Origin of the sequence: Rummeliibacillus sp. TYF005 (assembly GCF_003844195.1) — a bacterium.
Classification (GTDB): Bacteria; Bacillota; Bacilli; order Bacillales_A; family Planococcaceae; genus Rummeliibacillus.
On sequence record NZ_ML122541.1, the window covers coordinates 34,239 to 55,132 of the forward strand.

General features: G+C 36.2%; 17 protein-coding genes and 1 other annotated feature. Of the genes, 14 read left to right on the forward strand and 3 right to left on the reverse strand.

All coding sequences use genetic code 11. From position 1 onward, the window contains the following. Positions 1–70: 70 nt before the first annotated feature. Positions 71–670: an SCO family protein gene (locus CW357_RS00160; protein WP_119415713.1), complete on the forward strand. Its 600-nt coding sequence runs from the start codon at positions 71–73 to the stop codon at positions 668–670. 156 nt (positions 671–826) lie between these two features. Here CW357_RS00160 and CW357_RS00165 read toward each other — a convergent pair whose 3' ends face one another. Then, the gene (locus CW357_RS00165) at positions 827–1,342 is read right to left on the reverse strand and encodes an AAA family ATPase (RefSeq protein WP_255416308.1); all 516 of its coding nucleotides are present in this window, start codon (positions 1,340–1,342) and stop codon (positions 827–829) included. An 804-nt stretch (positions 1,343–2,146) separates the two neighbouring features. Continuing rightward, on the reverse strand, positions 2,147–2,518 hold the full coding sequence (gene mscL, locus CW357_RS00170; protein WP_119415714.1) for a large conductance mechanosensitive channel protein MscL: 372 nt from the start codon (positions 2,516–2,518) through the stop codon (positions 2,147–2,149). 247 nt (positions 2,519–2,765) lie between these two features. Here mscL and CW357_RS00175 point away from each other — a divergent pair, with 247 nt between their 5' ends. Further along, positions 2,766–4,208: an MFS transporter gene (locus tag CW357_RS00175; RefSeq protein ID WP_119415715.1), complete on the forward strand. Its 1,443-nt coding sequence runs from the start codon at positions 2,766–2,768 to the stop codon at positions 4,206–4,208. A 381-nt stretch (positions 4,209–4,589) separates the two neighbouring features. Here CW357_RS00175 and CW357_RS00180 read toward each other — a convergent pair whose 3' ends face one another. Further along, positions 4,590–5,138 (reverse strand): cysteine hydrolase family protein, encoded by a 549-nt coding sequence (locus CW357_RS00180; RefSeq protein WP_124217037.1) that lies wholly within the window; start codon positions 5,136–5,138, stop codon positions 4,590–4,592. Between the two features lie 367 nt (positions 5,139–5,505). Here CW357_RS00180 and CW357_RS00185 point away from each other — a divergent pair, with 367 nt between their 5' ends. From CW357_RS00185 to ggt, 12 genes are all read left to right on the forward strand, one after another. Beyond that, complete coding sequence (locus tag CW357_RS00185) at positions 5,506–6,681, forward strand: alanine racemase (RefSeq protein ID WP_241155026.1); 1,176 nt, start codon at positions 5,506–5,508, stop codon at positions 6,679–6,681. Continuing rightward, positions 6,669–7,985, forward strand: a complete 1,317-nt coding sequence (locus CW357_RS00190) for a D-arabinono-1,4-lactone oxidase (protein ID WP_124217038.1) — start codon at positions 6,669–6,671, stop codon at positions 7,983–7,985. The genes CW357_RS00185 and CW357_RS00190 overlap by 13 nt, the downstream gene beginning before the upstream one ends. A gap of 297 nt (positions 7,986–8,282) precedes the next feature. Next, on the forward strand, positions 8,283–9,179 hold the full coding sequence (gene ilvE, locus CW357_RS00195; RefSeq protein WP_124217039.1) for a branched-chain-amino-acid transaminase: 897 nt from the start codon (positions 8,283–8,285) through the stop codon (positions 9,177–9,179). A 12-nt stretch (positions 9,180–9,191) separates the two neighbouring features. Further along, complete coding sequence (gene ilvD, locus CW357_RS00200; protein ID WP_124217040.1) at positions 9,192–10,859, forward strand: dihydroxy-acid dehydratase; 1,668 nt, start codon at positions 9,192–9,194, stop codon at positions 10,857–10,859. A gap of 21 nt (positions 10,860–10,880) precedes the next feature. Next, positions 10,881–11,127 (forward strand) — a binding site (T-box leader). Between the two features lie 76 nt (positions 11,128–11,203). Next, entirely contained in the window at positions 11,204–12,961 is a 1,758-nt protein-coding gene (gene ilvB / locus CW357_RS00205; protein ID WP_124217041.1) for a biosynthetic-type acetolactate synthase large subunit, read from the forward strand. After that, positions 12,958–13,473, forward strand: coding sequence for an acetolactate synthase small subunit (gene ilvN / locus CW357_RS00210; RefSeq protein WP_124217042.1), 516 nt, complete (start codon positions 12,958–12,960; stop codon positions 13,471–13,473). Before ilvB ends, ilvN begins: the two co-directional genes overlap by 4 nt. A 36-nt stretch (positions 13,474–13,509) precedes the next feature. Next, entirely contained in the window at positions 13,510–14,532 is a 1,023-nt protein-coding gene (ilvC, locus tag CW357_RS00215) for a ketol-acid reductoisomerase (RefSeq protein ID WP_119415721.1), read from the forward strand. 142 nt (positions 14,533–14,674) lie between these two features. Beyond that, entirely contained in the window at positions 14,675–15,775 is a 1,101-nt protein-coding gene (gene leuB / locus CW357_RS00220; protein ID WP_119415722.1) for a 3-isopropylmalate dehydrogenase, read from the forward strand. Between the two features lie 17 nt (positions 15,776–15,792). Beyond that, positions 15,793–17,202 carry a 3-isopropylmalate dehydratase large subunit gene (leuC, locus tag CW357_RS00225; protein WP_124217043.1) on the forward strand — a complete coding sequence of 470 codons (1,410 nt, stop codon included), beginning with the start codon at positions 15,793–15,795 and terminating at the stop codon, positions 17,200–17,202. Between the two features lie 14 nt (positions 17,203–17,216). After that, positions 17,217–17,804, forward strand: coding sequence for a 3-isopropylmalate dehydratase small subunit (leuD, locus tag CW357_RS00230; protein ID WP_124217044.1), 588 nt, complete (start codon positions 17,217–17,219; stop codon positions 17,802–17,804). Positions 17,805–18,042: 238 nt separating this feature from the next. Then, positions 18,043–19,224: an amidase gene (locus tag CW357_RS00235; RefSeq protein ID WP_124217045.1), complete on the forward strand. Its 1,182-nt coding sequence runs from the start codon at positions 18,043–18,045 to the stop codon at positions 19,222–19,224. A 22-nt stretch (positions 19,225–19,246) separates the two neighbouring features. Next, entirely contained in the window at positions 19,247–20,884 is a 1,638-nt protein-coding gene (ggt, locus tag CW357_RS00240; protein WP_124217046.1) for a gamma-glutamyltransferase, read from the forward strand. The last annotated feature ends 10 nt before the right edge of the window (positions 20,885–20,894 follow it).

Genomic DNA, 20,894 nt, shown 5'->3' on the forward strand with positions numbered 1-20,894 from the left:
ATCACACAGTGTGCTTGTAAAATGTGGTACAATTCGATAAGATGGATGCAGATGAGGAGTGACATACAAAGTGAAAAATAGATTGATCATAGCATCTTTAGTATTAGTTTTATCAGTACTGTTATCTGCTTGTGGAGGCAGTGAGAAATTTAAAGCAGAAACAGATTGGAAAGTGCAAGATTTTTCTTATACAAATCAAAATGGTGACAAAGTATCAAAAGACAGTTTGAAAGGAAAACCATGGTTAGCTATGTTTATCTTTACGAACTGTACAACGGTTTGTCCACCTATGACCCGTAATATGACAGAAATCCAAGAATCATTTAAGAAAAAAGGGTTAAAAGATTACAGAATCGTTGGGTTTAGTGTAGACCCTGATACCGACACACCTGCAAAGCTAAAAAAATATTTAGGTCAATACCCTGTAGCGGATGATTCAAAATGGGATCTTCTTACTGGCTACTCTCAAGATGATATTTCTGCATTCGCCTTAAAATCTTTTAAAACATTAGTAAAAGATGATCCAAATTCAAACCAAGTTATTCACGGCTCAAGCTTCTTCTTAGTAAATCAAGATGGAGTAGTAGTCAAAAATTACAGCGGATATAAAGATGTTCCATACGATACGATCGCAGTTGATATGGAAACACTTATTGAGGATGGAAAATAACACAAAAAGCAACTAAGACAAGTAATTGTACATGATCATAACTTGTTTATAATGTTGCACATATTAATAAAAATGTACATTACTAAAATCAATTTAGTAGTGTACATTTTTTATTTTGGCATGAATCTCCACTTCACCTCTATAAGTGGGAGTAGTTCAATGTTCTCTGATATGTCTAAATATTATTTCTGCTGCTTCTTTAGGAGAAATTTCACTTACATCAATTTTTTTCGTATCCATTTTGGTATAATTTTTTAATCTCGGAACACTTCTTTCAATAACTTCACTGTTCCTTATCCCTTGCTGTATATCTCTTGTAACTCTTGAAATTAATGCTTTCTCAGAGCATACGAGAGAAAATTTGTGTAAGTTACAGTCATTTTTATTAAGTCTTGATAACACATCATCGAGAATGCTTTGTTCGTGCATTACCCAACAGAAAACTACATTCTCATATTCAGAGCATGAAATATAATTGTTTAAGAGGTAACTAATATTATTAATTACCATGTTAATCGTTTCCTCTGTCACAATAAATGGAGACATATCCCAACACCAATCTCCGTCAAGAAAAACACATCTAGGCAAAATTTTTTTCAATTCTTTACTTGTAGTAGTCTTTCCAACGCCCATTGTCCCATTAATGAAAATAAGATTTTTTATTAGTCTCACCCTCAATCTAAATTCATCGTAAAAATCATACGCTTGTTAAAGTTAACTGCTGCGTTAGTTTAAGTACATCACTTCATAAACTCATTTCATATTTATATTTCGATAATACCTCTGAATTTTAACTTTTTCATTATAAATAATATCTTTCCAACTGTATACTCCATCAGCGATTCTAGTTCTTTATGTAAGTGTTAGTTCATCCACATAGACAAAACCCCTTCATATCAAACAAAACCGATTGTTAAACATAAAGTATATATTTAAAAACAAATAAAGGGGGCTGGGACAAAAGAGTTTTAGCCAATGAAAAATCCGAACAATAATGTGAAATTCTATTTAAAGTTTCACATTTGTTCGGATTTTCTTTTTATTCATATCTATTAAAGCCTAATCAGGATTTTGTACAAAGGGCGAACTTTTAATATATATTTCTTCAGTATATTCAGTTTTGTGTTTCGTTCCGGACGGCGCTTTCCGCGGGCTTGGCTTCAATCTCCTCGTCACTACGTTCCTGTGGGGCTTTCAGCTCAAGCTATTCCCGCAGGAGTCGCCATCCTACACTCCACATACCATTCTATATAATGGTCATCAACAAAGAATCGTATTTTCTCAAAGAAAGACGCTTGATGAAATTGATTCTATAAATTCAATTGTTCGGATTTGGAAAACACTAATTTTGTTCTGTCCCAGCCTCTTTAAAATAAACTTAATTATAAAATTACACATTGTATAAAGAATACTGATAAATTAAGTATATTACTTAAAATCTCGACTTTTAATGAGCGAGGTTGATGAAGTTTCGATTTATTTCTTTTCTTGCAGTAAAGCACGGATATCTTTTAATAAATCTTCTGTTGTTTCAACAGGTACTGATTCTTCTACAACTTCTTCTTGTTTCTTCTTGTAATTTAGTTTTGTAATAACACGGATAAAAATAAAAATTGAAAATGCAATAATAAAGAAGTCCACAATATTCTGGATGAAACTCCCATACTTAATTTGGTGATAATGTAACTCATTAAAATCTACTTTTCCTATTAATAGGCTTACAATAGGCATAATAATATCATTAACTAATGAAGTAACTATTTTACCGAAAGCTCCACCGATAATAACCCCAACTGCTAAATCAAGGACATTTCCTTTTAAAGCAAACTTCTTAAAATCTTCCCACATATGTATGCCTCCAATAAATTATATAGCATAGGTTAAAAATAAACCTACCAAATATTTCAGAATAATACTGTATTCTAATTTCATAGGTATTATTAGAAATAACTGGTTATTATATTACCAAATAATTTTAATGATTACTAGATACTAGACAAAATACATCAAAATTATGTTATAATTTTATTTTGATATTTTATATTATGATTAATTATCGTTAATAATGGAATTATCATAGAATTGAGGTTATTGAATGAATAAAGTTTTTGTAGCAGTATTGCTGGCAACAGCATTAGCAGCGATAGAGGGAACAATCGTTTCTACAGCGATTCCAAGTATTACTTCAGATCTCTCTGGCGTTGAGTTAATCAGCTGGATCTATTCAGCATATCTATTAACTTCGGCTATTTCAGCGATCATTTTTGGTAAGTTAGCAGATTTATTTGGCCGAAAGAAAATGGTTATTACGGGTATTAGTATTTTCTTAATCGGTTCACTACTTTGTGGTATGGCGACTTCTATGGAACTATTAATCGTTTTTAGAGCCATTCAAGGGATTGGTGCAGGATCAATACTTCCGATTACATTGACCATAGTAGGAGAGCTTTTTGATACAGAAAAAGCACGAGCTAAGGGTCAAGGATATATTAGTATGGTATGGGGAGTTTCCGGCATTATAGGACCTTTAATTGGTGGATTTATCGTTGACCAATTGACATGGCATTTTATCTTTTTGCTAAACATTCCATTTGGTTTAGGAGCTATTTTATTAATCGCAAAATATTATCAAGAAGAAAGAAAAATTCAATCACGTAAAATAGATTATGCAGGGGCGCTTGTATTTTCAATTGGTATGGTGGCGTTACTGTATGCACTTATAGCTGGAAGTAATACACAACAGTGGCTTACAACTTCTCAAATCATCTATTATGTAATTGCAATTATATTTATAGGGTTATTTATCTTTGTTGAAAATAAAGCTGTTGAGCCAATCATTCCGCTATCATTATTTAAAAATAAACGGTTAAATGTTATAAACGGCCTAACACTTTTTTGTATGGCAATAGTCATTGGTGTTTCTGCATACTTACCAATCTATGCACAATCTGTTTTAGGGAAAAACGCAACACAAGCAGGGTTGATGTTAACGCCCGTTTCAGTTATGTGGACCGTCGGGGCTATATTATCAGGGAATTTAGTAGGGAGAATTACAAACAAAAGTATCATTCAACTGGGTACTGTTTTCTTAGTAATTGCAACAACGATGTTGATGTTCTTGTCGGCTACTACTCTCCCAATATATATTTACCTAGCAACTGGAATTCTTGGGCTAGGAATGGGTTTTATAGCACCACTTCTAATCATAGTTGTACAAGCCTCTACAACAAGAGAACAATTAGGAACAGCAATCGGTTTAAATTCATTTATTAATACCTTTAGCCAATCAATCGGTGCAGCTATTTTTGGTGTACTATTCAATACTGCAACAAGTGGTAGATTGGCGAAAATGGGTGCAGAACATATAAATTTAAACGGCTCGTTTGACCATTCAATCTTTTCATCCGAACAAATCAATCGTATCATCGAGATCATAGCAAGTGGGATACGTTCCGTCTATACTGGCTCAGTTGTTTTTGCCATCATCGGTTTCGTATTAGCTATTTTAATCTCTAAAAAAACATCTAAGACTAATTAATAAAAAGAGGTTAGGACAAATAAAAATTAGTCTTTACCAAAGCTGAATAATTGAACTAAATAGAATCAAATTCAAAAAGCATGAGAAAATATGAATATTTGATGATGAACATCATATAGAATGGTGTGAAGTGGAGGATGGCGACTCCTGCGACGAAGCTAGCGAAGCGATGCAGGAGCACATCTTTTAGTGACGAGGAGATTGAAGCCAAGCCCGCGGAAAGCGCCGTCTGGAACGGAACACAAAACTGTATAAAAAATCCGAACAAATGTGAAATTTTAAATAGAATTTCACATTATAGTTCGGATTTTTCATTAGCTAAAATTCTATTGTACCAGCCTTGATCTTATAGAATTGTTGNCTATTGTACCAGCCTTGATCTTATAGAATTGTTGCTCCTAATGTATTTTTAAAATGACCTATTGCCCAATCATGACCAGCTTGATTGAAACTTGCAACAGAATCCTCGTAGATAAAAGTATGGAATCCTTTGTTATAAGCGTCCACTGCTGTATGTAACACACAAATATCCGTGCACACACCTGTTAGATAAATATCATTGATGTTCCGTTCTCGTAAAAGTTGCTCTAAATTCGTTCCTGCAAAAGAGCTATACCTTGTTTTATCCATCCAAATGACATTCGGCAACTCCTTATTCTCTTCATACCATTGTTGAATAGTATGATACAGTTCTCTTCCTTTTGTGTTGCGTATATTATGTGGTGGGAAAAGTTTAGTTTCAGGATGATAAGGGTCTTCCTCATCATGTAAATCGCAAGCGAAAATAATTAGTTCTTCCTGATCTGCAAATTGCATAATATGCTTCAATAAATTGCTTTCAAGTTGTTGCCCAGGTTCCCCGCAAGTTAATGCGCCATTTTCTGCAACAAAGTCCACAGTATAATCAATCACAAGTAAAGCTTTCTCCATTTTATCACCTCATAATTGTCTTTACATATATCATGACATACATAGCTGAGGAATTTCACCTAATATTAATAAAAAAATTAAAAAGAAGAAATATTTTATTAATTATAGAATATTGTATTATAATTCAGAAAAATTTGAAGGGAGTTGTAGCTTATGGATCAATCTTTGAAGAAAAAATATAACAAACAGGCTCTTCTTTTTGTTGCGTTTCATACACTTTTTGTTTTTAATATTGCTTTTGACTTTTGGGAGATCCATGTAAGCTAATCAATGATTATAAAGAATATAAATGCTCCTTCTTCGACGGAAAAACACATTTCGCCTAAGAAGGGGCATTTTGTTATTTATGTCCAAAGGGGTGACTATTATGCAGGTATTTGACAAAGCTTTTCAACATTTAGAAAGGCCATTTGCTTGGCTTGATATGCAGGCACTTGATACCAATATTAAATTTATCAATCAGCGTGTTCGAGACAAAAAAGTCCGTATTGCAACAAAATCTATTCGCTCCATACAGGTTTTAAATTATATATATGAAAAGCTTGAAAATGTTTCAGGATTCATGACTTTTACAGCAAGTGAAACTTGTTATTTATTAGAAAATGGCTTTGATCATTTGCTTATCGGCTATCCTGTTTGGGAAGAGAATAGCGTATTGCCAATATTTGATTATATAAAAAAGGGTTATGATGTATGTTTTATGATCGATGATGTTCGGCAAGCAAAATGGTTGAATGCGTTAGCGAAGCGGGAGAATTTGGAGATTAGCATTTGTATTGATATTAATCTTTCAATAGAATCATCGATTATCTACTTTGGTACGAGGCGATCATCTATAAAAACTATTAAGGTTCTAAAAGAGTTGCTAGACTCACTTCAAAAACTATCACATTTACAGATTAATGGTGTCATGGGGTATGAAGCCCAGTTGGCTGGTGTAGGTGATGTACCTATTCAAAAATGGAAAAGGCCAATTATTCAACAACTTCAAAAAAGGTCACGAAAGCAAGTTGCCAAATTTAGAAATGAAGCAGTAGATACCATTTTATCGGTAACAGGTGAGCTAGAATTTGTAAATGGTGGTGGATCAGGAAGTATCGATTTTACTTCGCAGTGTCCAGAGGTAACAGAAATTACAGTAGGTTCCGCCTTTTTTAATCCGGCATTGTTTGACCAGTATAGTGCGTTGAATTTGCGTCCTGCTGCTGGTTTTGCTTTGCGTATTACAAGAAATCCAGAAGAAAATGTAGTCGTTTGTCATGGTGGTGGTTATATCGCTTCAGGAGCTATAAGCATTGATAAACAACCTGTATTATATGAAAAAGGCAAGTTCGAATATTTTTCACTTGAAGGTGCAGGGGAAGTCCAAACACCGCTGAAAGTGATTACAAAAGAAACGCTCAAATTAGGCGATACCTTATACTTCCGCCATGCCAAAGCCGGGGAATTATGCGAGAGATTTACGAAACTTGAGGCCGTTAGAAATGGGCAGCATATCAATAGTTTCAAAACGTATAGGGGGGATGGGCAATGTTTTTTGTAAAGGATTCGGTAGGTACGAGTAAATGGCAAAATTGGGCTGGAAATGTGAAAGGAGAGCCATCACAGACTTTACTTCCTCGCGATGTAAAACAATTATCCAATCTCATATGGAATTCACAAAAACAACATAAGACTATCCGTGTAACCGGTGCTGCACATTCTTTTAGCCCTGTTGCCAAGCCTGATGACGTAGCCATTTCACTTCATCATATGAGAGGATTAATAGAAATCGACCAAGAAACGAACGAAGCCACTTTTTGGGCCGGAACATACTTATACGAGATTGGCCCGATTTTGGAGCAGTTTGGATTAGCACTTGAGAATATGGGGGATATTCAACAACAAACAATTGCAGGGGCTATTTCAACTGGAACACATGGTACGGGTGTTATCTTAGGCTCTTTATCAAGCCAAATCGTCAAATGGGGATTTGTTGATGGTCTAGGTAATTACCATGAACATACGAGAGGTGATGACGATTTATCTCGAGCTTTACACATTTCACTTGGACTTTTAGGTGTGCTTGTAAAAGTAACAATCAAAACAGTTCCTCTTTATAGTTTAAAATACCAATCAATGCATTATCCATTTACAGAAGGAAGTCAGCTATGGAGCACAATGATTCGTGAACATCGGCATGTAGAGTGGTATTACTTTCCCGGAGAAGAACAGATACAAGTAAAGATTATGGATCAAATTCCTATCGTCAAACAACCGAGAACATCCAAAAAAATAGAAGATTTAAAAACCAATATAGTTGAAAATGGTTTATTATTCATCGCATCAGAATTATGCAAAAGACAACCGAAAATGACCAAATGGGTTAGTCTCCTCGCTTCAAAAACAGTTCCTACCGGTATTAAAGAAGGATTATGTTACGAGATCTTCCCTTCAGCTAGAAATGTAAAGTTTTTAGAGATGGAGTATGCAATTCCTTTAGAAAATTTCCAAGAATGTATGCAAGAAATTCATTTCACTTTAAAATCCCATCCATTCAAAGTCCATTTCCCAATAGAATGTAGAACAATGATGGGGGAATCTGGCATTTTAAGCCCAACACAAGGGAAAGAAAGTGCTTATTTAGCCTTCCATATGTATAAAGGCATGGATGAAAAAGATTATTTTAGATGGGTTCAATCCTTGATGAAAAAGTATGGTGGCAGACCTCATTGGGGGAAATTGAATGATTTAACGAAAGATAGATTACTAGAACTTTATCCTGAATACCCGTTGTTTTTAAAAATAAGAGAGAAATATGATCCTGAAAATGTATTTGTCACTGACTATTTTAAATCATTTATCTAAAGGCTAGCTGACACAATTGTGTGAAAACTACCGGAACAATGTTATCTGAAATATTCAAAATTAAGTCAATTTATAAATTTTTCTAAAAATTTATTTTTGAACAAAAGTAAGAAATATATTTATTTATAGGGAATGAAAACGCATTCAATCAGTTACAAAAATTCTAAATTAATTGACAATTCAAAAAATAGTGTTGACTTCATTCAGAATACGTACTATGATAGCAACAATTTAATAAATGTTTTAAGCGAATAGCTGAAAAACAGATTATTGTACATTACAGAAAGAAGTGAGAGTGTGGGGGAGCAATTTATTTTTCTTGACGGAAATTTAGTGAAAAAGGAAGATGCTAAAATTTCTGTTTATGATCATGGTTTTTTATACGGAGACGGTGTATTTGAAGGGATTCGCTCTTACAATGGTAACGTCTTTCGCTTACATGAACATTTAGTTCGTTTATATGAATCTGCAAAGTCAATATTATTAAACATACCTTACACAATTGAAGAAATGACAGAAATTGTGAAAGATACTTTAAAAGCGAATCAGCTACAAAGTGCATACATTCGCCTAATTGTATCACGTGGTGTTGGAAACTTAGGAATAGATCCATCTACATGTAAGGTAGCAAGTGTAATCGTTATAGCAGAGCCGCTTGCATTATTCCCACCGCATTTATATGAAACGGGTATTTCAATTGTTTCAGCATCAAGTAGACGGAATCGTTCCGATGTCTTAAGTCCAAAAACGAAAACATTGAATTACTTAAATAATATTCTTGTAAAGCTAGAAGCGACACAAGCTGGTGTTTCCGAAGCAATGATGATGAATGACGAAGGTTATGTTGCTGAAGGCTCTGGAGATAACATCTTTATCGTAAAAGGAAATAAGTTGGTGACACCGCCAGGTTATATTGGTGCTCTAGAAGGTATTACACGTAATGCCATCTTAGAAGTTGCAAGACAAAGAGGTTATGTCGCTGAAGAAGGCGTATTTACAAGACATGATGTATATGTTGCTGATGAAGTCTTTCTAACAGGAACAGCTGCTGAAGTCATCGCAGTCGTAAATGTTGATGGTCGAATAATCGGCGATGGAAAACCAGGTAAAGTAACAAATGATATTTTAAAAGGTTTCCGTGATATCGTTGAAAAAGAGGGCGTCAAAGTATACGAAGAAGCTACAGTAAAATAAGGGGCGTTTCACATGAGAAGTGACATGATTAAAAAAGGAGTCGATCGTGCTCCTCACCGCAGTCTTCTATATGCTGCAGGTGTTAAAACAAGAGATTTAGATAAACCATTTATCGGAGTTTGTAACTCATATATTGATATTATTCCAGGACACGTTCATCTTCAAAAATTTGGTGAAGTTGTCAAACAAGCAATCCGTGAAGCTGGTGGTATTCCATTTGAATTTAATACGATTGGTGTGGATGACGGTATTGCAATGGGTCATATCGGAATGCGGTATTCATTGCCAAGTCGTGAGTTAATCGCAGATTCAGCCGAAACAGTTATCAATGCCCATTGGTTTGACGGTGTGTTTTACATACCAAACTGCGATAAGATCACACCAGGCATGTTAATGGCAGCTGTTCGTACAAATGTACCATCTGTTTTTGTATCAGGAGGACCAATGGAAGCAGGCGTTTCTTCAACTGGTGAACAGTTATCATTAACTTCCGTTTTCGAAGGTGTAGGTTCATATAAAAGTGGTTTAATGACTGCAGAAAAGCTAAAAGAGATTGAAGAAAGTGCATGTCCAACTTGTGGTTCTTGTTCAGGGATGTTCACAGCGAACTCTATGAACTCATTAATGGAAATGTTAGGTATGGCATTACCTGGCAATGGTACAATTGTTGCTACTTCGGAAGAACGATATGAATTGATCAAAGAAGCGGCAAAACATTTAGTGAGAATGATTAAAGAGGACATCAAACCTCGTGACATCATTACGAAAGAAACAATTGATGATGCGTTTGCACTTGATATGGCGATGGGTGGTTCTACAAATACAGTTTTACATACATTGGCTATTGCACATGAGGCTGAAATCGACTACAACATCGAAGATATCAATGAAGTCGCAAAACGTGTCCCTTACTTAGCGAAAATAATGCCTGCATCAAACTACTCTATGCATGACGTTCATCTTGCTGGAGGCGTAAGTGCCATTATTAATGAGTTATGTAAGATTCCAGGTGCTATTCATAAAGATCGGATTACAGTATCAGGTAAAACGATTGAAGAACAGGTAAAAGGACATGAAATAACAAATACGAAAGTAATTCGTACAAAAGATGATCCATATAGTCCTGTAGGTGGCTTATCAGTTCTATTTGGTAATATCGCTCCAGACGGCGCCGTTATTAAAGTAGGTGCAGTTGACCCATCTATTAAAGAGTTTACTGGTGAAGCAATCGTATTTGATTCGCAAGAAGAAGCACAAGCAAGAATCGATGATGGAACGGTGCAAAAAGGTCATGTTGTCGTCATCCGTTACGAAGGTCCAAAAGGTGGACCAGGGATGCCTGAAATGTTAGCACCAACTTCTGCTATTATGGGTCGCGGCTTAGGTAAAGATGTTGCACTTATTACAGATGGTCGTTTTTCAGGAGCATCTCGTGGTATTTCCATCGGTCATATCTCACCGGAAGCTGCAGACGGTGGTCCAATTGCGTTAGTCGAAAATGGAGACACGATTTCAATCGATTTGATCAATAGAACAATCGAGTTAAATGTTTCTGATGAAGTTTTAGCTGAAAGAAAATCCAAATTAAAACCATTTGAACCAAAGATTAAAAAAGGTTATCTAGCACGTTATTCAAAACTCGTTACTTCCGCTTCTACTGGCGGCGTTATGAAAATATAATTCTTTCTAAAATTGAATATTGTTAAAACGTTGATGAGGTTAAAGGTATTAGAACCTTGTATTTACAGAGAGTCGGGTTGCTGAGAGCCGATGATACAACTAATACTGACATCCCCTCGGAGTGAGCTACTAAACGCATTGCAATTAGGTGGCTACGGGCGCATTCTTTTGTGCTCGTTAAGTAAAGAATAGAGTGATCTATTCATGAGGTAGTCTTTATATGACTATAAAATAGGGTGGTACCATGGAAGCTTTTTTCATCCCTACGCAACAGGCTTTTTTTGCGTGGATGAAAAAGCTTTTTTATTTCTTAAAAAATCAATTTCCTAGGGAGGAGTTCAATGATGAATGCACAAGTTCCACTAAAGAAACAACAATCTGCAACTGATCAAGAAGTTGATCAAGAATGTAAGGCCAGTAAAACGGGTGCAGAGATTTTTGTCGAATCGTTGCAAAACCAAGATGTTGAAATAATATTCGGATATCCAGGTGGAGCCGTCTTACCATTATATGACGCAATTTACCGTAATCCGATTAAGCATATACTTGCTCGCCATGAACAAGGTGCTATTCATGCAGCTGAAGGTTATGCAAGAGTATCAGGGAAACCTGGGGTAGTCATTGCGACTTCTGGACCAGGTGCTACTAACTTAGTTACGGGTATCACTGATGCGATGATGGATTCTTTACCACTCGTTGTATTTACAGGTCAAGTTGCGACAACTGTTGTTGGTACGGATGCTTTCCAAGAAGCGGATATTATCGGAATTACTCAACCGATTACAAAACACAATTATCAAGTGAAAAATGTTCAGGACCTACCAAGAATCGTCAAAGAAGCCTTTCATATAGCTTCAACTGGACGTAAAGGACCTGTAGTCGTTGATATTCCAAAGAATATTGCAAATGCCATTTTTGATGTAGATGCAGAACAAGAAGCAACAATCAACTTGCCAGGCTATCAACCAACTTTACATCCAAACTATTTGCAAATTAAAAAAGCCGTAACATTGCTTAGTCAAGCAAAACAACCAGTCGTATTAGTTGGAGCGGGTGTGTTAGCAGCTGATGCATCAAAAGAATTAACTGAATTTGTAGAAAAATATAAATTCCCAGTAGTTAATACGCTTTTGGGCCTTGGTAGCATTGATGGAGATCATGAACTTTTCCTTGGAATGGCAGGTATGCATGGAACATTTACAGCTAATATGGCTATCAATAATTGCGACGTACTATTAAATATTGGTTCTCGCTTTGATGACCGTTTAACAGGTAATCTTAAGAAATTTGCGCCAAATGCAAAAGTTATTCATATCGATATTGATCCAGCTGAAATTGGTAAGAATGTACCTACTGAAATTCCAATTGTAGCTGATGCTAAAGAAGCATTACGGTCATTGTTGGAACAACCATTTGAAGCTCAAGATTTAACTCTTTGGCATGAATATTTACACGAATGCCAAGAACAATATCCACTTTGGTATGGTGAAGATGGAGATGAAGCGATTTATCCACAATATGCAGTTGAAACGATTCATCGCCTTACTGATGGTGAAGCTATTATTACTACCGATGTAGGTCAACATCAAATGTGGACTGCTCAATATTATCAATTTAAAAAAGACCATCATTGGGTAACATCAGGTGGTTTAGGAACAATGGGCTTTGGTTTCCCAGCAGCAATTGGTGCTCAATTTGCTCATCCTGATCAAACAGTTATTTCCATCGTTGGTGATGCAGGGTTCCAGATGACAATACAAGAACTTGCATTGCTAAAAGAGTTCAAATTACCGGTGAAAATATTCATCTTAAATAACAGTTGCTTAGGTATGGTACGTCAATGGCAAGAAACTTTCTACGAAGAACGTTATTCTTCTTCCTTAATGCCTGTACAGCCAGACTTTGTCAAACTTGCTGAAGCTTATGGTATTAAAGGATACAAAGTAGATAAAGTGGAAGATGTTGAATCTGTATTTAAAAAAGCAATCGAATCAGATGAACCTGTATTGGTAGACTGTCGCGTAAAAGAATTGACATTAGTCAATCCAATGGTAGCACCAGGTAAAGGACTATCTGAAATGATTGGAGTGAAAAAAGGATGAGAAGAGTAATCACTGTTACAGTTATTAACCAAAGCGGCGTTTTAAACCGGGTTACCGGCTTATTGATGAAACGCCAATTTAATATTGAAAGTATCACTGTAGGTCATACAGAACAACAAGGCATTTCCAAAATGACGTTTATCGTCAATGTGGAAGATCAAGCAAAAATTGAACAACTTGTAAAACAAGTATCTAAACAAATCGATGTCATTAAAGTCACTGACATTACTGAAAAAGCAATCGTTATGAGAGAACTAGCACTTATTAAAATTGTTGCTCCACCGAATTTGCGTCCCGAAATCAATTCAATTGTTGAACCTTTCCGAGGATCCATCATTGATATGGGCAAAAATGTCATCACATATCAAATTGTTGGTAATCCAGAAAAGATTGATGCATTTATCGAATTGATTCGCCCGTATGGTATTAAAGAGTTGACACGAACAGGAGCCACAGCATTTGTTCGTGATGCTCAAGTAAAACCATTACCGCAACTTTCGATTTTACAATAAATATAATAAACAAAAACAATTCAGGGGGAAATTAAAATGGCAAAATTGTATTATAACCAAGACATCAACGAGAAAGTACTAGAAGGAAAGAAAATCGCAATCATTGGTTACGGCTCTCAAGGTCACGCACATGCACAAAATCTTAAAGAATCAGGTTTTGATGTACGCGTAGGTATCCGTCCAGGGAAATCTGCTGAAAAAGCAAAAAATGATGGACTTGACGTGAAATCAGTTGCAGAAGCTGCTAAAGAAGCTGATGTAATCATGATCTTACTTCCAGATGAAAAACAAAAAGCAGTTTACGAAGCAGAAATCGCACCAGGTCTTGAAGCGGGTAATGCTTTAGTATTCGCACATGGTTTCAACATCCATTACAAACAAATCGTACCTCCAGCTGATGTAGATGTATTCTTAGTAGCTCCTAAAGGTCCAGGACATCTAGTACGTCGCACATATGTATCTGGAGCAGGTGTTCCCGCTTTAGTAGGTGTATACCAAGATGCAACTGGTCAAGCAAAAGAAATTGGTCTTGCTTATGCAAAAGGTATTGGCGGCGCTCGTGCTGGTGTACTTGAAACAACATTCAGAGAAGAAACAGAAACAGATCTATTCGGTGAACAAGCGGTTTTATGTGGTGGTGTAACACATCTTATCAAAGCTGGTTTCGAAACATTAGTTGAAGCTGGATATGAACCAGAAAGTGCTTACTTCGAATGTCTACACGAAATGAAGTTAATCGTAGACCTAATCTACGAAGGAGGCTTCTCTAACATGCGTTACTCAATCTCAGATACTGCTGAATGGGGAGATTATGTATCAGGTCCTCGCGTAATTACAGAAGATGTAAAAGCGAATATGAAAGCTGTTTTAACAGATATCCAAAACGGTAAATTTGCGAAAGAATGGATTGAAGAAAACGAAACAGGTCGTCCAAAATATAACGCTATTAAAGAATCTGAAGCAAAACATCCAATCGAAAAAGTTGGAGAAGAACTACGCGGCATGATGCCATTTGTTGGCCAAAAAGTAAACAAAGAAACAGTTGGCACAAAAGCGTAAGAAGCTGCTTTTAAACTAAAAAGCTTTATAAATAGAAAACAAATCTTAAAGAAGCAAGGTCTCTTGCTTCTTTAAGTAAATTTAATAGAATATTTTCTTTATCTATTATGTTAAAAGGTTAAGTATTTGAGGGGGAGATATTATGGAAAAGAAAATCACGGTTTTACCCGGTGATGGTATTGGACCTGAAGTTGTTGCTTCAGCTGTAGAAGTATTAAAAGCTGTAGGAAAAAGATTTCAACATACATTTCATATCGCTTACGCAACGATTGGAGGTGCAGCAATCGATCAACATGAAGATCCACTTCCAAAAGAAACAATTGAGTTATGCGAACAAAGCGACGCGCTACTTTTAGGCGCAGTTGGGGGTCCAAAATGGGATCATAACCCAGCTGAACTAAGACCTGAAAAAGGCTTGCTCCGTATTCGTAAGCATTTTGATCTATTTTCAAATCTTCGTCCTGTACAGGCGATTCCATCTCTCATAAAATCTTCTCCTCTAAAAGATGATTTAGTAAATAAAGTAGATCTACTAATTGTTCGAGAGTTAACAGGAGGTTTATATTTTGGTGAACCCCGAAAACGCACAAACGATGAAGCGTTAGATTCCCTAGTATATAGCCGTCCTGAAATTGAACGAATAGTTGAAAATGCATTTGAATTAGCAAAAGTAAGAAAAGGTAAGCTTACTTCTGTTGATAAAGCTAATGTACTTGATACTTCTAGATTATGGAGACAAATTGTCGATGAGAAAAAAGAAAAATATCCAGAAGTAGAAGTTGAGCATAGTTTAGTCGACTCAACTGCTATGAAGCTTATTACAAACCCAGGTGCATATGATGTCATCGTCACAGAAAATATGTTTGGCGATATTTTAAGTGATGAAGCATCAGTTATTACTGGATCACTTGGAGTACTTCCTTCTGCAAGTATTCGTTCTGATAATTTTGGTTTATATGAACCAGTCCACGGTTCTGCACCTGAAATTGCAGGAAAAGGAATTGCAAATCCAGCAGCAACGATTTTATCTGTTGCGATGATGCTTCGCTATTCATTTGGTTTACATGAAGAGGCTGCAGAAATAGAACGTGCAGTAAACGCAGTATACAGTGATGGCTACTATACTGCTGATCTTGCAACACCAGGAAGCCGTTCACTTACAACCAATGAATGGACAGAAAAAGTACTAAATGAGCTTGATACTAGTTTTGTTTCAGATAGTATTATGACTACTTATATATAGGAAAAAGGTGAAGAATAATGGGGAAAAATATTATAGAAAAAGTATGGGACCAACATGTAGTATACCATGAGGATGGTAAACCAGATTTACTCTACATCGATCTTCATTTAATTCACGAAGTTACCTCACCTCAAGCTTTTGAAGGACTTCGCCTAAATAATCGCAAAGTACGTCGACCAGATCTTTGCTTTGCAACGATGGATCATAACGTACCAACGCGTAATTTACCTATTATCAATGATCCGATTGCGAAAACACAGATCAACACATTAGCTAAAAACTGTGAAGAATTCGGCATTCAATTAGCAGATATGGGTCACCCAGATCAAGGGATAGTTCATGTAATTGGACCACAACTTGGTTTAACACAACCAGGTAAAACAATTGTATGTGGGGATTCACATACATCTACTCACGGTGCTTTTGGTGCTATAGCATTTGGTATCGGTACGAGTGAAGTAGAACATGTCTTATCTACTCAAACACTATGGCAAAGCAAACCTAAAACGATGCAAATACATGTAGAAGGCGAGCTTGGCTTTGGTGTAACAGCTAAAGACATTATTCTTGCCATCATCGCTAAATTTGGTATCGATGTAGGTACTGGACATATCGTTGAGTTTACTGGTGACGCTATTCATAAGTTGTCAATGGAAGAACGTATGACAATTTGTAATATGTCGATTGAAGCTGGAGCAAAAGCGGGTTTGATCAGCCCTGATGATATAACTGTTGACTATATTAAAGGACGTCGCTATGCCCCACAAGGTGAAAAATTTGAAGAAGCTAAACAATACTGGTTATCTTTAGCATCTGATGCGGATGCAACATATGACAAAACGCTTGTTATTCAAGCTTCAGAAATTGAACCATTTGTGACATGGGGAACGAATCCTTCAATGGGTAGTGGGATATCAAAATCCGTTCCGTATGCTTCAGATTTTAAAGATGAATCAGATAGACAATCATTACAAAAAGCACTAACTTATATGGATTTACAAGAAGGTACACCGTTAACAGACATTGAAATTCAACACGTGTTTATCGGTTCTTGTACGAACTCCCGTTTACACGATTTACGCGCTGCAGCTGCAGTGATTCAAGGTAAACACGTTCATCCAAATGTTCGAGCAATCGTTGTTCCGGGCTCATATTCAGTGAAAAAACTAGCGGAAGAAGAAGGATTAGATAAGATTTTCATAGAAGCTGGTTTCGAATGGCGTGAATCAGGATGTAGTATGTGTCTAGCTATGAATGAGGATGTAGTTCCAGCAGGTGAAAGATGTGCTTCAACTTCAAATCGTAATTTCGAAGGACGACAAGGTGCAGGTTCAAGAACGCATTTAGTCAGTCCACCAATGGCTGCAGCAGCTGCAATTGCTGGTCATTTTGTAGATGTTCGTGAAATCATGAATGTACCTGTGTGATGGAGGCGTAAAATATGGAACCTATTAATGTTGTAAAGAGTGTAATCACTCCTTTAAATCGAAAAAATGTCGATACCGATCAAATTATTTCAAAAGAATTTTTAAAACGCATCGAACGCACAGGTTTTGGACAGTATGTCTTTTACCATTGGCGCTTCGACCAAAATGGTAACCCGATTGAAGACTTTGTTTTAAATCAACCGCAATATAAAGGATCTAAAATCCTAGTGGCACATGAAAACTTTGGTTGTGGTTCATCTCGTGAACATGCACCATGGGCAATTTTAGACTATGGATTTAATGTAGTCGTAGCACCAAGCTTCGCAGATATCTTCCATAATAACTGTTTCAAGAATGGTATCTTACCAATCGAATTAAAAGTACCAGAAATTGAAGAGCTATTAGCAAAAGGTGAACAATCCGCACTAGACGCTGAAGTGAATTTAGAAGCGCAAACGTTAACAGCTGATGGTAAAGTATATCAATTTGATATAGATCCTTACTATAAAGAAATGCTTCTAAATGGCTGGGATGAAATCGCACTCACTTTCAAGTATGAAGATGCGATTGAAAAATTTGAAGCGAATCGAGTTGCGTTTTAGAAAAGCTTTATAAACTAGTATTATGAAAGTATATAATCAAATAATATCTTAAAAATGAAAGCCATGAAAATTTCTCAATCTCTAAAATTTTCATGGCTTGTTTTTGCTCTATATAAAATTCAGAAAATTGTATAAAATAACTAATTAAGATATTGTAAATTTACACATTTTCTAATGTTATTCATGTTAGAATTTATTACAATTAATGCTATAAAATGAATTATAGGAGTTGGGCTGTATGGATTATGGTGCATTTATAAATGAAGAATTTACTTTGAAACCACATTCTAGTGGGAAACTTGATAATTTAACATTTGCAGTGAAAGATGTTTATAACATAAAAGACTACAAGAATACAGCAGGTAACCCTAAATGGTTTGAAACTCATGCCCCTTCCAATAAAACAGCTAGAGCTTTAACCATGTTATTAGAGGAGGGAGCAACTCTTTCGGGTATAACAATCACGGATGAATTGATGTTCAGCCTAAATGGAGAAAATATTCATTATGGTACACCCGTAAATCCTATTGACATGAATCGGATTCCAGGTGGTTCTTCTAGTGGTTCTGCAGTTGCTGTGGCAGCAGGTCTCGTAGATTTCTCGATAGGGACAGATACAGGTGGTTCCGTACGATTACCTTCATCTTATTGCGGGGTATACGGAATGCGCCCTTCCCACAATGACGTACCGATTGAGCAAGTCATACCACTTGCCCCAAGTTTTGATACGGTGGGATGGATGGCACGAGATTTAGAAACACTTATAACAGTGGGGGACGTTCTTTTACCTAAGGCGACAACTCCTAAAATAGATAAAATTTTGTTAGAGGAACAATGTTGGAGTTTTGTACAAGAACCTTATCAAACAATCCTTAAAGACGTTGTAGAAAATCTTCCATTTGAAAAAAAGTACATAAATGTTACAGAAGGTGATTTATCTGAATGGTCAAATTTGTTTAAAACCATTCAAGGAAAAGAAGCTTGGGATATTCATGGGGAATGGATTGAAAAATACAATCCACCGTTTGCACCAGCCATAGCTGATCGTTTTAAGAAAGCAAGTGAAGTGACGAAAGAGGACTATGAAGCTGCAAAGAGAAAACAAAATGAAATTATACTCAAAATGTGTGGAATTTTAAGTAATGATACGATTTTAATCGTACCAACTACAGCTACTGCCGCTCCTTTAAAAGGAGAAGATGCTTCATCTGTCGAAAAAACAAGAGCACAAGCATTAAAGATCAACTCCATAGCAGGTCTAGCGGAATTACCTCAAGTCACAATACCAATTCAAACAAATGATGGATTGTCTATTGGACTATCACTAATAGCTGGAAAACATTTTGATCGATCATTGTTACAATTCGTCGCTCAACATCTATTGGGTGCGAAAGAAGGTAAGTTTACTTCAAATAAATAAATTAACTAAGGGGTGTTTGGAGATGACTTTACAATACCGTTCAACGGCAATGGGACAGTCTGCAATGGTGACTACGCCACATTATTTAGCTTCTCAGGCTGCATTATCTATTTTAAAACAAGGGGGAAATGCAGTTGAAGCTATGATTGCTGCTGCTTCAACAATCGGAGTTGTTTATCCTCATATGAATGGTATTGGAGGAGACAACTTTTGGTTAATCTACAATGCAAAAAAAGGTGAATTGAAGGCGATTAATAGTAGTGGTCGCTCCAGTGAAAATACTTCTATTGATTTTTATAAGAAAAAAGGATTTGAGAAAATTCCTTCTCGAGGCCCTCTTGCAGCAAATACAGTACCTGGAGCAATCGCTGGATGGCAAAAAGCGTATGATTATTCCAAAGAAGAAATAGGTGGACAATTGCAGTTTAACCTATTATTAAGTGAGGCCATACATTATGCAAAAGATGGCTTTCCGGTTACTCCTAGTCAAAGTTCTTGGACAAAAGTCAATTTAGATCCAGGTGATCAAGAGTTTCGAGCATTAGGGCGCTTTGATGAATTTTGCAGAATATTTTTAAACAATGGAAATGCGTATGAGCCAGGTCAAATTATGAAGCAAAGTGATCTCGCAGATACATTAGAAAATATAGCGCAATTTGGTGCGGACTATTTTTACAAAAGTGATTTTACAGCGAATTTAGTTAAAAATTTAAAAGAACAAGGTGGCATTTTAACGGAGGCAGATTTTCATGCACACTGTGCCGATTTTGTAGACCCATTATCAGTTGATTATCGAAGGTATCAAGTTTACAATTTACCACCAAATACTCAAGGTTTAGCATCTTTATCAATATTAAATATTCTTGAAAATATAGACTTATCTAATGTAGAAGAGGGGAGTGGGGAATACTACCATTACTTAGTGGAAGCGATTAAGTGTGCATTTAGAGACAGAGATGATTATATAACCGATCCAGATTTCACAAATATACCAATTGATGAATTATTAAGTAAAAAACGTGGTAAGCTATATGCTGATCAGATTAAATCAAGCGAAAAGCCACAAGCATTAGTGAAACTCGATCCAAAAGGTGATACTGTTTGGATGGGGATTGTTGATGATGAAGGAAATGCTGTAAGCTTTATCCAAAGTATTTATCATGAATTTGGTTCAGGCATTATTCCAAAAGGAACAGGAGTGTTGCTTCAAAATCGCGGGAGCTTCTTTTCATTAGACAATAATCATCTGAATGCACTTAAACCGCGAAAACGACCATTTCATACATTAAATCCTGCTATGTTATTACATAATGGAAAGCCAAAACTAATATACGGTACGATGGGTGGCGAAGGTCAACCTCAGACACAAGCAATGCTTGTAACACGTATCATTGATTATGGGATGAATGTTCAACAAGCAATCGAAGCACCACGGTTTTTGTACGGAAGGACATGGGGAGCCGCTTCCAACACTTTAAAATTAGAATCCCGTATAACTGGAAATGCCATCAATGATTTGCTATCAAAAGGTCATGAAATCGAGATTCTTGAACCATTTACAGAAGTTATGGGCCATGCAGGTGCTATATGGATTGCAGAAAATGAAGTGAAATATGGAGGGGCTGATCCTAGAGGTGACGGCATTGCAATAGGTTATTAAGGAGGCCAAT